Source organism: Mesorhizobium newzealandense, from assembly GCF_042682145.1.
Taxonomy (GTDB): Bacteria; Pseudomonadota; Alphaproteobacteria; order Rhizobiales; family Rhizobiaceae; genus Mesorhizobium; species Mesorhizobium newzealandense.
The window spans coordinates 18,529-33,518 of record NZ_JBHUGZ010000029.1 but is presented as its reverse complement, the minus strand read 5'-3'; the positions used below and the strand labels follow the sequence as shown (position 1 = coordinate 33,518).

Genomic DNA, 14,990 nt, shown 5'->3' with positions numbered 1-14,990 from the left:
GGACTGTGCTGTAAAAGTGAACAACCGAAAGAAGTTTGTTCACCAATTGACAAACATGCCAGGCTTGCGCCATCGCCGGAATTCGGTTCCATGATCGGCGTTCAACCATGCAGGGACAAGGGTATCGCGAGTGACAGGAAAAGCCAGGCGCCCGAACATTCTGCTGATCACATGCGACCAATGGCGCGGTGATTGCCTGTCGGCCGCCGGCCATCCGGTGGTGAAGACGCCGAATGCCGACGCGCTGGCCGCCGAAGGCGTGCTGTTCAGGCGGCACTACGGTGGCGCAGCACCTTGCTCACCGGCCCGCGCCTGCCTCTACACCGGCCTCTACCAGATGAACAACCGCGTTTGCCGTAACGGCACACCGCTCGACGCCCGTCACGGCAACATCGCGCTGCATGCCCGCAGCCTCGGCTACGATCCGACGCTGTTCGGCTCCACCGACGTGTCGCTCGACCCGCGCCCGCTGGCGCCGGGCGACCCACGGCTGCAAAGCTATGAGGGCGTGCTGCCGGGATTCACGGTGCGCCAATTGCTGCCCGAGCATCAGAAGCAGTGGCTGTCCTGGCTGAAGCAGCGGGGCATCGATGCCAACGCCGGATCTCCCGACATCCATCGCCCGGCGAACGAATGCGGCAAGGCTGAGGCCGCCGTCAGCAACGCACCGCCCGTCTACTCGAAGGACGAAACCCCGGCGGCCTTCCTGGCCGGCGAATTCACGCGCTGGCTCGGTGAGCAGGAGCAGGCCACGCCGTGGTTCGCTCATCTTTCCTTCATCAGCCCGCACCCACCCTTCATCGTGCCGGAGCCATACAACACGCTGTATGATCCAGCCGACGGTGCCGCCTTCCGCCGTGCTGCGAGCTGGCAGGCCGAGGCAGAGAGCCATCCCTATCTCGCCTATGATCTCGGCCAGCAGAAGCAGACCAAGTTCCGTCCTGGCTCCAGCGGCAAGGTGCATGATTGGAGCGATGACGACTTTCGCCGCATCCGCGCGATCTATTACGGCATGATCTCCGAGGTCGACGCGCAACTCGGCCGCATCTGGCACGCGGTCAAGGCCGCAGGCGCCTGGGACGACACCATCATCGTGCTGACCTCCGACCACGCCGAGATGATGGGCGACCATTTCATGCTGGGCAAGGGCGGCTACTTCGACGGCAGCTACCACATTCCACTGATCATCCGCGACCCGCGCCACGGCAAGGCGGCCGGTAGCGTCGATCATTTCACCGAAGCGGTGGATATTTTGCCGACGCTTCTCGACCTGCTTGGCCGAGATGCCGCTCGGCACCTCGACGGGCATTCGCTGAAACCGTTCATCAAAGGCGAGCAGCCGGCAGACTGGCGCGATGCCGCGCATTGGGAATTCGACTTCCGCTCGATTGCCGGAGGCGAGGCCGAACGGCATTTCGGCGTCGCCTCACGCCAGTGCAACCTCGCCGTCATCCGCACGGAAAAATTCAAGTATGTGCATTTCGGCGGCGGCCTGCCGCCACTGCTGTTCGACCTGGAAAGCGATCCCGGCGAACTGAACAGCCTCGCCGCTGATCCCGCCCATCAGGCCGTGCGGCTGGAGTTCGCCGAAAGACTGCTTGCCTGGCGAGCCGAACATCTCGACCAGTCGCTGGCATTGGCCGAACTGACCGAGCATGGCGTCGTAGGCTTTGTCAGCAGGGGACAAGGAGTAGAGCAGTAGGTACGCCGACGGCCGCAACCCTACAGCCCTACAGCCCTACAGCCCTACAGCCCTACAGCCCTACAGCCCTACAGCCCTACTGCCCTACTGCACGATCAGACGCTGCTGGTCGCGCTTCTCGGCATAGCTGCCCTTGTCGTAGGTGGTTTGCGCCTCGAGCTGTTCCTTGGTGAAGGTCGTGTACAGGTACTTCTTGCCGTCCTTGTCGGTCATGAATTTGAGATTATCCATGCCGACCGCGACTTCCTTCTCGCCTATGCCGAGGAAGCCGCCGACATCGACGATCACCGCATCGGGCTTGCTGTCGGGCGCCAGCACGACGTCGCCAATCTCGCCGACCTTGACGTCATTGGCGCCGTAGACGGTCGTGCCCTTCAGGTCATCGCCTCGGATTTCGCCAACCGGCATCTCGGTCAGTGTCGACTTGTCGATAGCTGCCGTCTGAGTTTGATCCGGAGCCGTGGCATCGGGTGTCGTAGCCTCCGCCGTCTTGTCCGCCGGAGCGACAGCAGGAGCCGTGGTTTCGGACGGTGCAGCGGCCGGCGCCGTTGCCGCCGGCTCATTGGACGCCGTCGTCGCGGGTACCGGGTCATAGGCCTTGCGGTTGAAGTCCGGCTGTGCCTGCAGCTCTTCCTTGGTGGTCTGGGCTACGAGCCAGCGGGCGCCGTTCTTCTCGGCCCACTGGGCCTTGTCGAACTCATAGGCGACATTCTTGGCGCCAAGACCAAGGAAGCCACCGACGCCGATGATCAGCGACTCGGCCTTGCCCTCCTTCGTCAAAACGATGTCGTTGACGCTACCGATGTTCTGCGCGTCATCACCGGTGCCGTTGTAGACGGTTTCGCCGATGATGTTGGTGGCGAGATTGCCGTCGGCACGCTTCACCGCCTCAGCCGGAGCGGCATTCAAATCGACAGGCGTCTGCGCGGTATCCGTCGTCGCCGGCGCCGTCGGCGCCGTTGCATCGGTCGATGCAGCAGGCGCAGGAGCTGGCGCATAGGGTTTGCTGTCGAACTCCGGTTGCGCCGTCAGATCGTCCTTGGTCGTCTGGGCGACCAGCCAGCGGTCACCGTTCTTCTCGGCCCATTCCAGCTTGCCATAGTCGAAAGCGACATTCTTGGCTCCGACACCCAGAAAACCACCGACGCCGATGACGACGGATTTGGCCTGGCCTTCCTTGTCGAAGACGACATCGCTGACCTTGCCGATGTCCTCGGCGTCATCGCCGGTGCCGTTGTAGACGGATTCGCCGATGATGTTGGTGACGATGCTGCCTTCGGCGCTCGGCACCGGAGTGGCGGCTGGCTCCTGGACGGCAGGGGTCTGCGCTGGCGCCGGGGTTGTCGCACTCTGCGCGTAAGCCCCGGTCGCGACCAGCGTTGCGAGTGCAGTCGTGGCTAAGAGGTTGCGGATCATGTCAGTCTCTCCTCGTGCGTGATTTCGTGCACGCCACGCCCTGTTGAACCCTCGCTTCGGGATCGGACGCGGCATCTGCTACAGCTTCACAACGTCGTGACCATGCTGTTGTTCCGACAAAAAAATCGCGCGTCCGCGGTGAAAACCAGGAAGGTGAAAACCAGGAAGCGGATACGAGGCGGCTGTAGAATGCGCCGGTGAATTTCGCTGCTCCCGAAACGGAACCTTTCCCGCTTCGTAACGTTTCAGCCTCTGGCTGGGCCTGTCCCGGCCGAATTGCGATTGAATGACGGAGCCGGGCATGAAATTTGCAGCGGTGCTGAACCGGGACGGCGGCACCTTGCGCAACACGGACCTTGCCGTTTTCTCCGACAAGATGCGTCAGACCTTGGAGACGGCAGGCCACTCCCTCAGCATTGATATAGTTGACGGCAAGGACGTGGTGGAGACGCTCGACGGCGCTGCATCGCGCCGCTCCGTTGACGTCGTGCTGGCCGGCGGTGGCGACGGAACCATTTCTGCGGCGGCCGCTCGGCTGATGGGCACCAGGAAGGCGCTTGCCATATTGCCGGCCGGCACTATGAACCTTTTCGCACGCGGGCTGGGCATTCCACAGTCGCTCGATGCCGCGCTGAAATCCTTTGCTGACGGCGAAATCATCGCGGTCGATATAGCCACCGCCAACGGCCGGCCCTTCGTTCACCAGTTCTCGATCGGCATGCATGCGAAGATGGTGCAACTGCGCCAGAAAATGGAATTCGGTTCGCGGTTGGGAAAAATCCGCGCCTCGGCCAGGGCGGCCTGGGCGACGATCAACAATCCACCGGCGATGAACGTGACGCTCAGCATCGGCAAAGCCGAGATGGCGGCCCGCATTACCGGCATCGGCATCACCAACAACCTGTTCGGCGAAGGCCACCTGCCCTACGCCGACAACCCGGCGGGCGGGGTGCTTGGCGTCTATGTCACGGTGGCGCAACAGCGCGCCGAACTGGTCAAATTCTTCTTCAACGTGGCGCGCGGCAAGTGGCGCGACAACGAACACGTGGAAATCCATCAGGCGGACAGAACGGTCCTGAAAATCCATTCGGGCAGCAGGAAGTTTCGCGCCGTCATGGATGGTGAACTGGTCAGGCTTGACCGCGAGACGACGATCGAAATCCGGCCCGGCGCGCTGAATGTCCTGGTGCCGGCCAGCATCGCCGAGGCCAAGGCTGCCTGATGCGACCGCGGACGATGAAGGTTGAAAATCTAGCCGCTTGGCGCGCTTCCTTGCTCTGTCGCCGGCGTCTTGGCCAATTCGCCATAGATTTCGGCGATGCCCCAGGCAACGAAGGCCAGAAGCAGCGCGGCAATCAGGATACGCAAGCCGTGCCAGCCCCACCGCCCCTGACGCGCTTCGTTTTCAGGAATGATCTTGACCATGGTCGGTCCTTGTCTCGTTTCGCGCCAACCGACGCGCTCGGCAAAACACGGTCGGGTAACGGTTCCTCGCTAGGATGGTTCCGGGGAAGCCGGCTGGTTGCAGGCCGGCAGGTCCGTGAAGCGGGCAAGGCTGGGACGGGGCATTGGGGACTTGGGTGAATAGCAAGGCGGAAACAGTGCCGGATCTGCCGGCCGAAGTTGCGCGCGCGGTCAAGGACGAGGACCGGCTGGCCGTACTGCAAGGGCTGGAGGTGCTGGACACAGCGGCCGATCCGGATTTCGACCGCATAAGCAGCCTTGCCGCGGCGGCGATGCACGCGCCCATCGCCTTGGTGACGCTCGTCGACCACGAGCGGCAGTGGTTCAAATCCTGTGTCGGTCTGGACGAGACCGAAACCGCGACCGACATCTCCTTCTGCGCCCATGCGATTGCCGCCGGCGACGAGCCGATGGTGGTGACGGATGCAACGACGGACCCACGCTTCAAGGCCAACCCGCTGGTCACCGGCAGGCACCATGTGCGCTTCTATGCCGGCGCGCCGATGATCGTGGCGGGCGCCCGCATCGGCACGCTGTGCGTGCTCGACCGCAAGCCGCATGCCTTTCCGTCCCGCGCCAGGATCGAGCAGTTGAAGGCGCTCGCCGGCCTCGCCGCCAGCCTGTTCACCTTGAAGGATGCGACCCGCAGCGGCGCCATCGCCGAGGCAGCACTCGTGCGCGAGGAAAAGCGGCGCGCCATCGCGCTCGATGCGGCTTCGCTCGCCAGCTGGGCATGGGACATCCGCACCGACATCATCGAATGCGACACCTTGCTGTCGGAGCTGTTCAACCTGCCGCGCTCGAACCGGCTGCGGGCGCGCGACATCCTCACCGCCATCGATCCACGCGACGTCTACCAGACCGAAACCCGCTTTCGCGACGCCTTGACCGGCAGCGACGACTATTTCGGCGAATACCGGGTGAAGGACTTTCATCCACCGCGCTGGCTCGCCACGCGCGGCCGTGTCATCGAGCGCGATGGCGACGGCAGGCCGACGCTGATCTTCGGCGTCAACTACGACATCACCGAGCGCAAGCTTGGCGACGAGCGGCAACGGCTGCTGCTGCGCGAGCTCAACCACCGCGTCAAGAACACGCTGGCGACCGTCCAGGCGCTGGCGACGCAGACCGTGCGGCATGCCCGCCAGCCGAGCGAATTCCTCGAAGCTTTCGGCTCCCGGCTTCAGGCCCTGGGCATCGCCCACAATCTGTTGTCCGACCGCGAGTGGCGCGGCATCGGTATCCGCGAACTCGTCCAGATCGAGGTCAGGCCTTTCGACACGGCCGAACAGCCGCGCATGACGATTTCCGGCGACGAGTTGTTGCTGTCGCCCGACCAGGCCGTCGGACTTGGCCTGATCCTGCATGAGCTGGCCAGCAATGCGCTGCAATATGGCTCGCTGTCGGTGGCGTCCGGCAAGGTTGATCTCGACTGGAAGACGCAAGGCAGGAAGGGTGCCCGCCGCCTTGTGCTGACTTGGCGCGAAAGCGGCGGCCCGCAAGTCGCTCCCCCGGAGCGACACGGCTTCGGCTCGATCCTCATCCGCCGCAGCCTCGCCAAGGTCATTTCAAGCGAAGTGACCCATGAGTTCCGGCCGGAAGGCGTGTTTTGCCAGATATCGATGCCGCTGGAAGATCTGTCGAAGTGACAGATCATGAAGGTCAACGAAGCAAAAGTGGACGCCGGTTTTCGGATCCCCCAATTCACCCGGGAGACCGACGACCTTATTTCCGCTCGTCTTCATCCGAATCGTCTGACTTCACGTTTTCGCGGTAGATGGCGTAGGCGGCCAGCGCCACGGCCGGACCCAGAATGACGCCGAGACCGCCTTTTCCCTTGAGCAGCGCCGGCAGCACGGCAAGGGCGGCGGTGATGCCTATAGCTTTCATGTCGGCATTGCGTCGTCGCGCCCGGCGCCGGGCGCGCGCGCCTGCGGATATCTGGTAAATCAGCAGGATCAGCCCGGCAAGCACCAGGAAACCGGCGCCGAAGCTCAACGCGGCCACTTGCGACCCGTAACGAGTCGCAGCCCAGATGTAAGCTGCCCCGACCAGAAAGCCGAGGCCGCAGAGCGCAGCGATTGCGGCGAGCCCATAAACGATTGCCGCCGTGCGCGCGCGGCGCATGGCGGCAACGGTTTCGCCGGAGGCGAGACCGGAAATCAGGGATGCTAGCATTCCCATCTGGTATGCGACTAGCGACGCGCGAGGAGCGCGAAGAGGAAGCCGACGCCGGCAGCGATCGCCAGTGACGTCACCGGCTTTTCACGCACGCTTGCCATCATCTGCGCTTCGATGTCCTTGGCGTTGCCGCGCAGACTGTCAAAGGCTGCTTCGCCCTGCGCACGCAGCTGCTCGACCCCTTCGGTGGCCGCACGGCGCGCGGTGCCGTAACCATGCTCGCCGGTCTTGGCCAACTGCTTGGTAAGCTTGTCGATATCGGCCTTCAACTGCCTGATATCGGCTTCGAGGTCTGAATTCGGCCGGCCTTCGCTGGCGGTCTTTCCTGCGGCAGTTGCCATTGCTTAACTCCTTGTGATTGCTTGATTTCAAAACGCGCCGCATGTCTCAAGGTTCCGAGAACGGGGACAAAGTAGCCGAAAACGCATGCACGCGCACCCGATCCGACGGCCCTGGCAGAAAGTCGCTTTCGTCAGATCAGCGGCCGGCGCGCCTCGCCCAGCCCTTCCCAGCCGGCGAGTTGCTTGAGCCCTTCATTGTCGGTGACTTCGCAACCGCCGTCGCGCCAGACAATCAGCTTGCGATCCATCAGCTTGCGGATCGTCTTGTTGGTATGGACCAGCGACAGGCCGAGCGTGTCGGCGAGGTGCTGTTGCGTGATCGGGATCTGGACGGATTGCTTGCCGTTCAGCCCGACGACCTTGGCCCGGCTGCCTATGAAGGCGATAAGATAGGCGGCACGCTCGATTGCGCTGCGGCGTCCGAGGCTGAGCAGATTCTCGTCCAGCATGCGCTCTTCGCGCGATGCGATCCAGGTGATGTCGTAGGCCAGCCCGGGATGGTTGCGGTAGAGTTCGTGGAGATACTCGCGTTCGAAAACGCACAGCAGCATCGGCGACAGGGCCTCGACGGAATGCTGCATCTCACCCATCACGCTGCCCTGCAGGCCAATCAGATCACCGGGCATGAGATAGTTGAGGATCTGGCGGCGGCCGTCCCGCATCAGCTTGTAGCGAAATGCCCAGCCGGAGAGCACGGTGTAGAGATGGGCGCTGTGGCTTCCCTCCACCAGGACCGTGGCGCCCTTGTCGACAGCGAGCTCGCCCTTCTTGAATTTGCTGATGAAGGCCAGTTCCTGCTTTTCGAAGTCGCGGAAAACCGGTAACGGCCGCAACGGGCAGTTCTCGCAAGGATATTGGCGGCTGGAGAAAGCGCGACCGTTCTGGCCTGACATTTCGATCCCTCTTCGAAAGCCCGCTCTTCAGAAGGCTGCGTGTCAAACGCGTTGCGAGGATCGAGGTTCCGGGACGGGCGCATGTCTTTTTTAAATGACAGCTCATCAAATAGCGATCATGACTTCGGTACGTTTCAAGGAGCCTTTGCCTGTGTCCCCTTTGCTTGACGGATTGCGGATTCTGGTCCTGGAGGATGAATTTCTCATCGCCATGGATGTCGAGCAGCTTTGCCGTGACCATGGCGCCGGCGAGGTGGTGATCGCCCGCGATCTGGCCGAGATCGACGGGCAGGTCGCCACGCACTTCGACGCCGCCATTGTCGACCTCATGCTGGGCGGCGCCTCGACACTCGATTTCGCCTCGGGACTGCGCGCCGCGGGCGTCCCTTTCGTGTTCGCATCGGGCTATTCGGATCCCGATGAAATCAAGGCATCGTTTCCCGGCGTCAGGTTGGTCGGCAAGCCCTATTCGGGTGATGACCTCATGCAAGCGGTGGCGGCGGCCTGCGGGCGCGCTTCTGCTGATTAAGACACGATTCGACTTAAGGTGTGTTGAGATTCAGGTCAGTTGGCCGGCGTTCCGGTTACCTGGGCCGAAATCGCATCCGGACCATACTCGTCTTCCCCGGAGATCTTCAGAATCTCCTGCAATCGCGTGCGAGCCCGGCTGACGCGGCTCTTGATCGTCCCGACCGCGCAACCGCAAATCTCTGCGGCCTCCTCGTAGGAGAAGCCCGACGCACCGATGAGGATGATGGCTTCGCGCTGATCCTCCGGCAATTGTTCGAGAGCGCCGCGAAAATCCTTCAGGTCGAGCTGGCCATGCTGGGCCGGATGAACGGCAAGCCTGGCCGTCATGATGCCGTCGCTGTCCTGCACCTCACGCCCACGCTTGCGCATCTGCGAATAGAATTCATTGCGCAGGATAGTGAAAAGCCACGCCTTGAGATTGGTTCCGGGCTGGAAGCTCTCATGCTTGTCCCAGGCCTTCACCAGTGTTTCCTGGACGAGGTCGTCCGCCTTGTCGGCATTTTGCGTCAGCGACACGGCAAAGGCGCGCAAGCTCGGGATTGCCCCAAGCAGATCGGTCTTGAAGCCTTGGGAGACCGCAGCCATGCTCAGTCCTTCTTCTGTGCGGGTTCGGCCTGTTCCAGCTGACTGAGCAACTGGGCGAAGCGATCCGGCACATCGTCAGAGACCAGCTCGTCGTAATATTGTTTAAGTTTGCGTCCGATTTCGGAGTTCGGCCCGAGTGTGTCACCGGAACCGTTCCGGCGCCTGCCCGCGACGCCAGCCAGAATATCTTTCGTCATATCCTTCATTTTGCCCTTGTATTCCCAGCGCCCAAGCCGCTCATAACATTACTCAACACAACGCAAGCGGCCCCCTCGTCTGGTTGCCCATCCCGACTTCAAACGCCGTCCCGGCGTATTAGTTCCATCAAGTCCGGAACTTTTTCTCAAGACCCGCGTTGTTTGTCGGGGCTTGCAATCAGCTCGACCTGCAATCTATGCAATCACGTCATTCTGAGGGAGACGTCCTACCATGAGCTTATCCGCCACCATCGCACCACACCTGCCGTTCCTGCGCCGCTTCTCGCGGGCCGTTTCCGGATCGCAGGAGAGTGGCGACGCGCTGGTCGCCGCGATGCTCGAGGCCATCATCGCCGATATCGATATCTTTCCCGAGGCATCGAACGAGCGCATCGCGCTGTACAAGGTTTTCGCCAAGCTGTTCACATCGGTCGCCATCCGCGTTCCGCAGGAGCAGCCGCAATCGGCATGGGAACAGCGCGCCGCCGCCAACCTGAATGCGATTGCGCCGCGTCCCCGCCAGGCCTTCCTGCTCGTCGCCGTCGAAGGTTTCAGCGAGGACGAAGCCGCCGAGATCCTCGATGTCGGCGACCAGGAGTTTTCAGAGCTGCTTGCCCAGGCTAGCAACGAGATATCCCGCCAGGTGGCAACGGACGTACTGATCATCGAGGACGAACCGCTGATCGCCATGGATATAGAAGAAATGGTCGAGAGCCTCGGGCATCGCGTCGTCGGAACGGCGCGCACCCATGCCGAGGCGGTGACGATGTTCGCCAAGACGCGGCCGAAGATGGTGCTGGCCGACATCCAGCTTGCCGACGGCAGTTCGGGCATCGAGGCTGTGAACGAGATCCTGTCGTCGACATCGGTGCCGGTGATCTTCATCACCGCCTTTCCCGAGCGTCTCTTGACCGGCGAACGCCCCGAGCCGGCCTTCCTGGTCACCAAGCCGTTCAACCCCGACATGGTCAAGGCACTGATCAGCCAGGCGCTGTTCTTCGATCGCCAGGCGAAAGCTGCCGCGTAAGCCGCAGCACTTCCTGACGACACCACATCAAGGACCGCCTGACGCGATGCATCAGGCGGACTTTTGGCATGCCGGACCTGTCATCAGCGAATTGCCGGCGCCACCCTGCCCAGAACGATTTGCAAGCATCGTCTTTTTCGGCAAATGGTGGAACAAACCGCATCTAACCACGTTTTCATCGCACCATTCGAAGGAGATGGATCATGCTTTACTGGGCGCTCGTATTTCTCGTCGTGGCAATCATAGCCGGCGCGCTTGGTTTCGGCGGCATCGCCGGCACGTCGGCCGGCATAGCGCAGATATTGTTTTTCATCTTTCTCGCTTTCCTGGTGATTTCGCTTCTTGCTGGCCTGTTCAAACGGGCGTGAGACCGAGCGATCACCCGAGCGAACACTGGAAGCCGCACCCCTCAAACGGTTTCCAGCCACCGCCGGGCGGTATCCTTCAACGGACGCCGCTCGGCGGACTGCTTTTGGAGGCCGGTTTTCGGGCCCTCTTTGGAACCCATTTCACAGTGAGCCGTTCAGCCTGAGTTGGGTGGACAGATTGGCCGATGCGTTCCAGAACCGGAGATAGGAAGGACGACGTGCAGAGCGATGAAGTCATCGCCCTGCATCCTGCCGAAAGCGGTATGCAACTTGGCCGGGCTCTTCTCCACGCGCTGCACAATGCCGGCATTTCCGTTCTCTATCAGGATCGCGAAATGAAAACGGTATGGGCGCGCAACATGCGTGCGCCCTGGGTTTCCGACACCGCTGACGGCAACGGCATCCTGCCAGCGGCGCAGGTCGACCGCATCGGTGCGGCCAAGCGCGACGTCATCGCATCCGGCAATCCGCAACGCCTTGAAATCAGTGTTCCCGCCGAAGACGGTTTTCGCTGGTTTCAGGTGTGGGTCGACGCCGACCATGGCGATGGCGGCACGGTGCAAGGTGTCGTCACCACCATGGTCGAAACGACCGACCAGAAGCGCCGTGAGCAGACCCTGACGACGCTGTTGCGCGAAGTCAGCCATCGCTCGAAGAACCTCCTGGCGATCATTCAAAGCATAGCCACCCAGACCGGGCGCTATTCCGATGGCATCGCTGATTTCCTGACCCGCTTTCGCGGCCGGCTGCAATCGCTAGCCTCGTCCCAGGATCTGGTGACGTCCTCGAACTGGCGGGGCGCGGCACTTCGCGAGCTGGTGTCGGGCCAAGTCGGTCGCAACGGGGTGGATCCGTCGCACGGCCTGCGCTTCCGCGGAGCAAATCCCTATCTCAATCCCAACGCCGCACTGCATATCGGCCTTGCCATGCATGAACTCGCCGTCAATTCGGTCAGCTTTGGCGCCCTTTCGCATGCGGGCGGCTTTGTCGAAGTAACGGCCGATCTCGAAACCGCTGGCGAGGGTGTCGCGCTGTCGCTGACATGGGCCGAAGCGATATCGGCGAGCGACATCGAGCGCAGCCAGAAGCGCTTCGGCAGTGTCGCGCTCGAGCGGGTCGTGCCCGCCTCTATGAACGGAACCGCGACGCTTGAGATAATGCCGGGCCGCCTTGAATACCGCCTTGTCCTTCCGCACGGCAATTTCGAGACGGAATGAGCGCGCGCCTTCGCCAGCTCGTCCTTAACCGGCTATTCACCATAAAAGCGGATGCTGTTTTTCCCAGACACCGCTGGAACCTGCCGCGCCGCCGGACATTGCCGCAGCAGGACTTGCAGCTTGGTGCGGGAGGAATGGCTTGATGGTTGCCGACATGAACAGACTGGAGCAGGCCGCTCGCATTTCGATGGGCGGGTTTCAGGACTCTGAGGCGTCCGCGCCACCGCTACCTCCGGCTTCTCACACCTCGCTGCGCCTTGCCGGCCTGGGTCTGACCGCGGTGATCGTCGCGGTGGTCCTGTTCCAGCTGGTCTCCTGAGGTCTATCCTCGCCTGCAACCAAAGCCAGCGCCGGAATTGCCCATCGCGCCACGTTATTTCGCTGTCGGCCCGGCGGTCAGGAACTTTGGCGACCATCGACCGTTACTATGGCGAGAGGACATGTCGCCATGGAACACATCGCTGCGTTGCTGCTGGTCATCGGTTGCTCGAACACGATGGCCGACTGCCGTGAACTCCAGGTACCGGTAAGCGTTTTCGAGACCGCCGACCAGTGTGTCGCCGAACGGCCGTTCGCCATGGGCGACGTGCAGGGGCAGGCCCAGCGCATCGTGGCCAAATGCCTTGCCGTCGATCCGGCGCTGGAAGACGACTATGATCAGATCGTCTGGAACGTGCGTGCGGATGGCACGCTCGACGCTTCCCTGGCAATTTCCAACGTCGTGATGGCATCGAACGCGGTTCGCCCAGAAAAAGACCATCTTAGCCAACAATAAATTCGAGCAGCAAAGGCCGTCATTTCGTGCTAAATGGCTGCTGGAGCTTACCAAAAAGTGTGGACACAAAGTGAGGAGTGACTCTATGCGGAAGATGATTATTGCCATGATTGCGGTGGCTGCCCTCAGCGGCTGTACCAGCACCGAGCAGGATGTGGTTGGCGGCGGCTTGATTGGCGCCGGTGTCGGCGGCCTGGTCGGCGGTGGCAAGGGTGCGCTGATCGGGGCGGCTGTGGGTGCCGGGTCCGGCCTGCTGGTGCGCAACCTGCGCAACGGCTATTGCCAGTATCGCGATCATCGCGGCCGGATCTACACGGCTCGCTGCAACTAGTTCGGCGATAATCGAAATGTCGATCCGGAGACCGGTCCGCCGGCCTCCGGATTTTCGATGTCTGGACGCTAAATTTTGTTTGCCTGATGGTCGCCGTTAGAGCAATTCTCAGGAAAAGTGTGGAACGGTTTTCCGTCCGGAATTGCGTCAGACAAGGTTCTAGGCCGTCAGCGGAATTCTGATCTCCACATTCAACCCGTCATCGCGGTAATCGCGATGGATCGTACCGCGCAATTCGCGCGTGACGTTGAGGTCGATCAGCTTGGTGCCGAATCCGGTCTTGGCGGGCGCTTCGAGTTTCTTCTGCCCGGTTTCCCGCCAGTTGAGAGCCAGCACGATGTCGCGCCCGCGCCCTTCGACCGACCAGTCGACCTTGAGCGCGCCAACCGAATTGCCGGCTTCGCCATATTTCAGCGCATTCGTCGCCAGTTCGTGGAAAGTCAGGCCGAGCGCTTGCGTCGTGGTTTCGTCGAGCAGCACCTCCGGTCCCGACAACAGCTCTTCGGGCAGCTCCTTGCCGAACACCTGGCCAAGTTCGATGCGCAGGAGATCGCCAAGATCGGCCTTCTGCCAGCGCGAGCGCGTCAGCATGTCCTGGGATGCCGCCATCGCCTGCAGCCTGGCCGAGAACGATGAGGAAAACTCGTTGACGTCAGTGGCGCGCGAAGCCGTCTGGCGCGCGATCGCCAGCACCCTGGTGATCGAGTTCTTGATGCGATGCTTCATCTCCTGCAGCATCAGGTCCTTTTCGAGCAGGCTCTTTTCCGTCGTTTCGTGCAAGCGCGAGGCCGCCTCATAGGCCCGCTCCTGATAGCGTGCCACCAGCGCGATGGCGCCTGCCAGCAGCAGGCCGAGCAGACCCAGCATCACCGGAATGGCGCGCGACGACGGCTGCGAGAAGGCGCTTGTCGGCCGGAACAGGACCGTCCACGGCTGGCCGGCCACCATGACCTTGCGGGTGATCAGCAGCCTGTCCCCGAAGGAGGAAGCCGGCGGCGTCTCCGACCGGAACAAGAGATTGTCGCCACTCACCGCGCCGTCGTAGATTTCGGTGTTGACCGGCAGCAGCGGCGAGCGGCTGAGCGCTATCTGGAACAGGTCCCGGGCCCGAAACGCCGCATAGAGAAAGCCGGCCGTGGAGGACCTCGACGCATTGATGACATCGGGTGCGGTTTCGACATTGAGCCGCACGAAAACGAAGAAGCCGGTGAAGGTCTGCGCGGCACCCGTGTTCTGGCCCAGTTGCACCAGCCCGCTGGCGTGCTGCTGGTCGTCCGACATTGCCTTTTCGATCGCCGCGCGCCGCACCGGTTCGCTGAACATGTCGTAGCCGATGCTGGTCTGGTTGGACGGGTCCAGTGGCTCGAACAGCACGATGGGGGTACGCCAGGGCTGCGTGGTATCCGGATAGATCGGGTGGCTGACACCCCAGTCATGCAGCATATCGCGTTCGACCGCCGCCTCGTCGCCGGCCTTGGCCAGCCTGAGAAAACCGATACCCCGCAAGCCGGCGAAATTGTTGTCGACATCGAGTGCGTTGAAGAACGCTTTGAACTCGTTCTGGGAGATATCGCCGTTGCGCGCATCGAACAGCGCCTGGGTCGACCGCAGCAGCGACAGATGCAGGTCGATGCGGCTCTCGATCCGGTTGAGCGCATCGTCGGCTGTCGCTTCGAACTTGATGCGGGCGGCCTCCTGGGTCGCGAAATAGGCGAACCCCGCCATCGTCATGCTGATCAGCGCAACGGCGATGAACGCGACGATTGGAAAAAGCTTCTTCAACGTATGATGCGGTCCATGGGCAATGTCGGACCTTTATGGGCAAGTCGCCGTGCCAACACAATGGCAAGGCCAAGCCATCATGACAGCTGGCATATCACATGACCGGCAACCAGCGACCGGCATGTTCGTCCGGCCAGGGGGATACTGCCTGACGGCAGGCCGGAGCATGATCCCGAAAAG

Annotated in this window: 18 protein-coding genes; 10 read left to right on the top strand and 8 right to left on the bottom strand. The window is 62.2% G+C overall.

Annotated elements, in window-relative coordinates:
• The first annotated feature begins 130 nt into the window (after positions 1 to 130).
• Positions 131 to 1,702, top strand: a complete 1,572-nt coding sequence (locus ACFSOZ_RS33460; protein WP_379105260.1) for an alkaline phosphatase family protein — start codon at positions 131 to 133, stop codon at positions 1,700 to 1,702.
• 84 nt (positions 1,703 to 1,786) lie between these two features.
• Here ACFSOZ_RS33460 and ACFSOZ_RS33455 read toward each other — a convergent pair whose 3' ends face one another.
• Positions 1,787 to 3,118: a PRC-barrel domain-containing protein gene (locus ACFSOZ_RS33455; protein WP_379105259.1), complete on the bottom strand. Its 1,332-nt coding sequence runs from the start codon at positions 3,116 to 3,118 to the stop codon at positions 1,787 to 1,789.
• Positions 3,119 to 3,419: 301 nt separating this feature from the next.
• Between ACFSOZ_RS33455 and ACFSOZ_RS33450 the strand changes: the two genes are divergently transcribed.
• Positions 3,420 to 4,340, top strand: coding sequence for a diacylglycerol/lipid kinase family protein (locus ACFSOZ_RS33450; protein ID WP_379105257.1), 921 nt, complete (start codon positions 3,420 to 3,422; stop codon positions 4,338 to 4,340).
• 29 nt (positions 4,341 to 4,369) lie between these two features.
• On the opposite strand, the gene ACFSOZ_RS33445 is transcribed toward ACFSOZ_RS33450, so the two are convergent.
• The gene (locus ACFSOZ_RS33445; RefSeq protein WP_379105255.1) at positions 4,370 to 4,543 is read right to left on the bottom strand and encodes a hypothetical protein; all 174 of its coding nucleotides are present in this window, start codon (positions 4,541 to 4,543) and stop codon (positions 4,370 to 4,372) included.
• 155 nt (positions 4,544 to 4,698) lie between these two features.
• Between ACFSOZ_RS33445 and ACFSOZ_RS33440 the strand changes: the two genes are divergently transcribed.
• Positions 4,699 to 6,231, top strand: coding sequence for a sensor histidine kinase (locus tag ACFSOZ_RS33440; protein ID WP_379105253.1), 1,533 nt, complete (start codon positions 4,699 to 4,701; stop codon positions 6,229 to 6,231).
• A 76-nt stretch (positions 6,232 to 6,307) separates the two neighbouring features.
• Here the strand turns inward: ACFSOZ_RS33440 and ACFSOZ_RS33435 are convergent, their stop codons facing one another.
• The 3 genes from ACFSOZ_RS33435 to ACFSOZ_RS33425 all read right to left on the bottom strand — a co-directional run bounded on the left by ACFSOZ_RS33435 (position 6,308) and on the right by ACFSOZ_RS33425 (position 7,997).
• The gene (locus ACFSOZ_RS33435) at positions 6,308 to 6,766 is read right to left on the bottom strand and encodes a hypothetical protein (protein ID WP_379105251.1); all 459 of its coding nucleotides are present in this window, start codon (positions 6,764 to 6,766) and stop codon (positions 6,308 to 6,310) included.
• An 11-nt stretch (positions 6,767 to 6,777) separates the two neighbouring features.
• A complete protein-coding gene (locus ACFSOZ_RS33430; protein ID WP_379105249.1) occupies positions 6,778 to 7,104 on the bottom strand; it encodes an ElaB/YgaM/YqjD family protein in 327 nt (108 codons plus the stop codon).
• Positions 7,105 to 7,235: 131 nt separating this feature from the next.
• Entirely contained in the window at positions 7,236 to 7,997 is a 762-nt protein-coding gene (locus ACFSOZ_RS33425; RefSeq protein ID WP_379105247.1) for a Crp/Fnr family transcriptional regulator, read from the bottom strand.
• Between the two features lie 211 nt (positions 7,998 to 8,208).
• On the opposite strand from ACFSOZ_RS33425, the gene ACFSOZ_RS33420 reads away from it, so the two are divergent.
• Positions 8,209 to 8,526 (top strand): response regulator, encoded by a 318-nt coding sequence (locus ACFSOZ_RS33420; protein ID WP_379105479.1) that lies wholly within the window; start codon positions 8,209 to 8,211, stop codon positions 8,524 to 8,526.
• A 35-nt stretch (positions 8,527 to 8,561) separates the two neighbouring features.
• Here the strand turns inward: ACFSOZ_RS33420 and ACFSOZ_RS33415 are convergent, their stop codons facing one another.
• Both ACFSOZ_RS33415 and ACFSOZ_RS33410 read right to left on the bottom strand, forming a co-directional pair.
• Positions 8,562 to 9,113: a sigma-70 family RNA polymerase sigma factor gene (locus tag ACFSOZ_RS33415; RefSeq protein WP_379105245.1), complete on the bottom strand. Its 552-nt coding sequence runs from the start codon at positions 9,111 to 9,113 to the stop codon at positions 8,562 to 8,564.
• Between the two features lie 2 nt (positions 9,114 to 9,115).
• Positions 9,116 to 9,319, bottom strand: a complete 204-nt coding sequence (locus ACFSOZ_RS33410; protein WP_379105243.1) for a NepR family anti-sigma factor — start codon at positions 9,317 to 9,319, stop codon at positions 9,116 to 9,118.
• A gap of 223 nt (positions 9,320 to 9,542) precedes the next feature.
• On the opposite strand from ACFSOZ_RS33410, the gene ACFSOZ_RS33405 reads away from it, so the two are divergent.
• The 6 genes from ACFSOZ_RS33405 (at position 9,543) to ACFSOZ_RS33380 (ending at position 13,028) form a co-directional block, all read left to right on the top strand.
• Positions 9,543 to 10,337 carry a response regulator gene (locus ACFSOZ_RS33405; RefSeq protein WP_379105241.1) on the top strand — a complete coding sequence of 265 codons (795 nt, stop codon included), beginning with the start codon at positions 9,543 to 9,545 and terminating at the stop codon, positions 10,335 to 10,337.
• A 203-nt stretch (positions 10,338 to 10,540) separates the two neighbouring features.
• Entirely contained in the window at positions 10,541 to 10,705 is a 165-nt protein-coding gene (locus ACFSOZ_RS33400) for a DUF1328 domain-containing protein (protein WP_027031438.1), read from the top strand.
• 185 nt (positions 10,706 to 10,890) lie between these two features.
• Positions 10,891 to 11,922, top strand: coding sequence for a sensor histidine kinase (locus ACFSOZ_RS33395; protein WP_379105239.1), 1,032 nt, complete (start codon positions 10,891 to 10,893; stop codon positions 11,920 to 11,922).
• Between the two features lie 139 nt (positions 11,923 to 12,061).
• Positions 12,062 to 12,241, top strand: coding sequence for a hypothetical protein (locus ACFSOZ_RS33390; protein ID WP_379105487.1), 180 nt, complete (start codon positions 12,062 to 12,064; stop codon positions 12,239 to 12,241).
• A gap of 129 nt (positions 12,242 to 12,370) precedes the next feature.
• The gene (locus ACFSOZ_RS33385; protein ID WP_379105237.1) at positions 12,371 to 12,697 is read left to right on the top strand and encodes a hypothetical protein; all 327 of its coding nucleotides are present in this window, start codon (positions 12,371 to 12,373) and stop codon (positions 12,695 to 12,697) included.
• Positions 12,698 to 12,782: 85 nt separating this feature from the next.
• Positions 12,783 to 13,028: a YMGG-like glycine zipper-containing protein gene (locus ACFSOZ_RS33380; protein WP_111544405.1), complete on the top strand. Its 246-nt coding sequence runs from the start codon at positions 12,783 to 12,785 to the stop codon at positions 13,026 to 13,028.
• 159 nt (positions 13,029 to 13,187) lie between these two features.
• On the opposite strand, the gene ACFSOZ_RS33375 is transcribed toward ACFSOZ_RS33380, so the two are convergent.
• The gene (locus tag ACFSOZ_RS33375) at positions 13,188 to 14,810 is read right to left on the bottom strand and encodes a CHASE domain-containing protein (RefSeq protein ID WP_379105235.1); all 1,623 of its coding nucleotides are present in this window, start codon (positions 14,808 to 14,810) and stop codon (positions 13,188 to 13,190) included.
• Positions 14,811 to 14,990: the final 180 nt, after the last annotated feature.

What these genes read in the sequence shown, in the direction of transcription:
- ACFSOZ_RS33455 (WP_379105259.1), bottom strand. Translation starts at nt 3,118, where the DNA reads ATGATCCGCAACCTCTTAGCCACGACTGCACTCGCAACGCTGGTCGCG.
- ACFSOZ_RS33450 (WP_379105257.1), top strand. Translation starts at nt 3,420, where the DNA reads ATGAAATTTGCAGCGGTGCTGAACCGGGACGGCGGCACCTTGCGCAAC.
- ACFSOZ_RS33445 (WP_379105255.1), bottom strand. Translation starts at nt 4,543, where the DNA reads ATGGTCAAGATCATTCCTGAAAACGAAGCGCGTCAGGGGCGGTGGGGC.
- ACFSOZ_RS33435 (WP_379105251.1), bottom strand. Translation starts at nt 6,766, where the DNA reads ATGGGAATGCTAGCATCCCTGATTTCCGGTCTCGCCTCCGGCGAAACC.
- ACFSOZ_RS33430 (WP_379105249.1), bottom strand. Translation starts at nt 7,104, where the DNA reads ATGGCAACTGCCGCAGGAAAGACCGCCAGCGAAGGCCGGCCGAATTCA.
- ACFSOZ_RS33425 (WP_379105247.1), bottom strand. Translation starts at nt 7,997, where the DNA reads ATGTCAGGCCAGAACGGTCGCGCTTTCTCCAGCCGCCAATATCCTTGC.
- ACFSOZ_RS33420 (WP_379105479.1), top strand. Translation starts at nt 8,209, where the DNA reads ATGGATGTCGAGCAGCTTTGCCGTGACCATGGCGCCGGCGAGGTGGTG.
- ACFSOZ_RS33415 (WP_379105245.1), bottom strand. Translation starts at nt 9,113, where the DNA reads ATGGCTGCGGTCTCCCAAGGCTTCAAGACCGATCTGCTTGGGGCAATC.
- ACFSOZ_RS33410 (WP_379105243.1), bottom strand. Translation starts at nt 9,319, where the DNA reads ATGAAGGATATGACGAAAGATATTCTGGCTGGCGTCGCGGGCAGGCGC.
- ACFSOZ_RS33405 (WP_379105241.1), top strand. Translation starts at nt 9,543, where the DNA reads ATGAGCTTATCCGCCACCATCGCACCACACCTGCCGTTCCTGCGCCGC.
- ACFSOZ_RS33400 (WP_027031438.1), top strand. Translation starts at nt 10,541, where the DNA reads ATGCTTTACTGGGCGCTCGTATTTCTCGTCGTGGCAATCATAGCCGGC.
- ACFSOZ_RS33395 (WP_379105239.1), top strand. Translation starts at nt 10,891, where the DNA reads ATGCGTTCCAGAACCGGAGATAGGAAGGACGACGTGCAGAGCGATGAA.
- ACFSOZ_RS33385 (WP_379105237.1), top strand. Translation starts at nt 12,371, where the DNA reads ATGGAACACATCGCTGCGTTGCTGCTGGTCATCGGTTGCTCGAACACG.
- ACFSOZ_RS33380 (WP_111544405.1), top strand. Translation starts at nt 12,783, where the DNA reads ATGCGGAAGATGATTATTGCCATGATTGCGGTGGCTGCCCTCAGCGGC.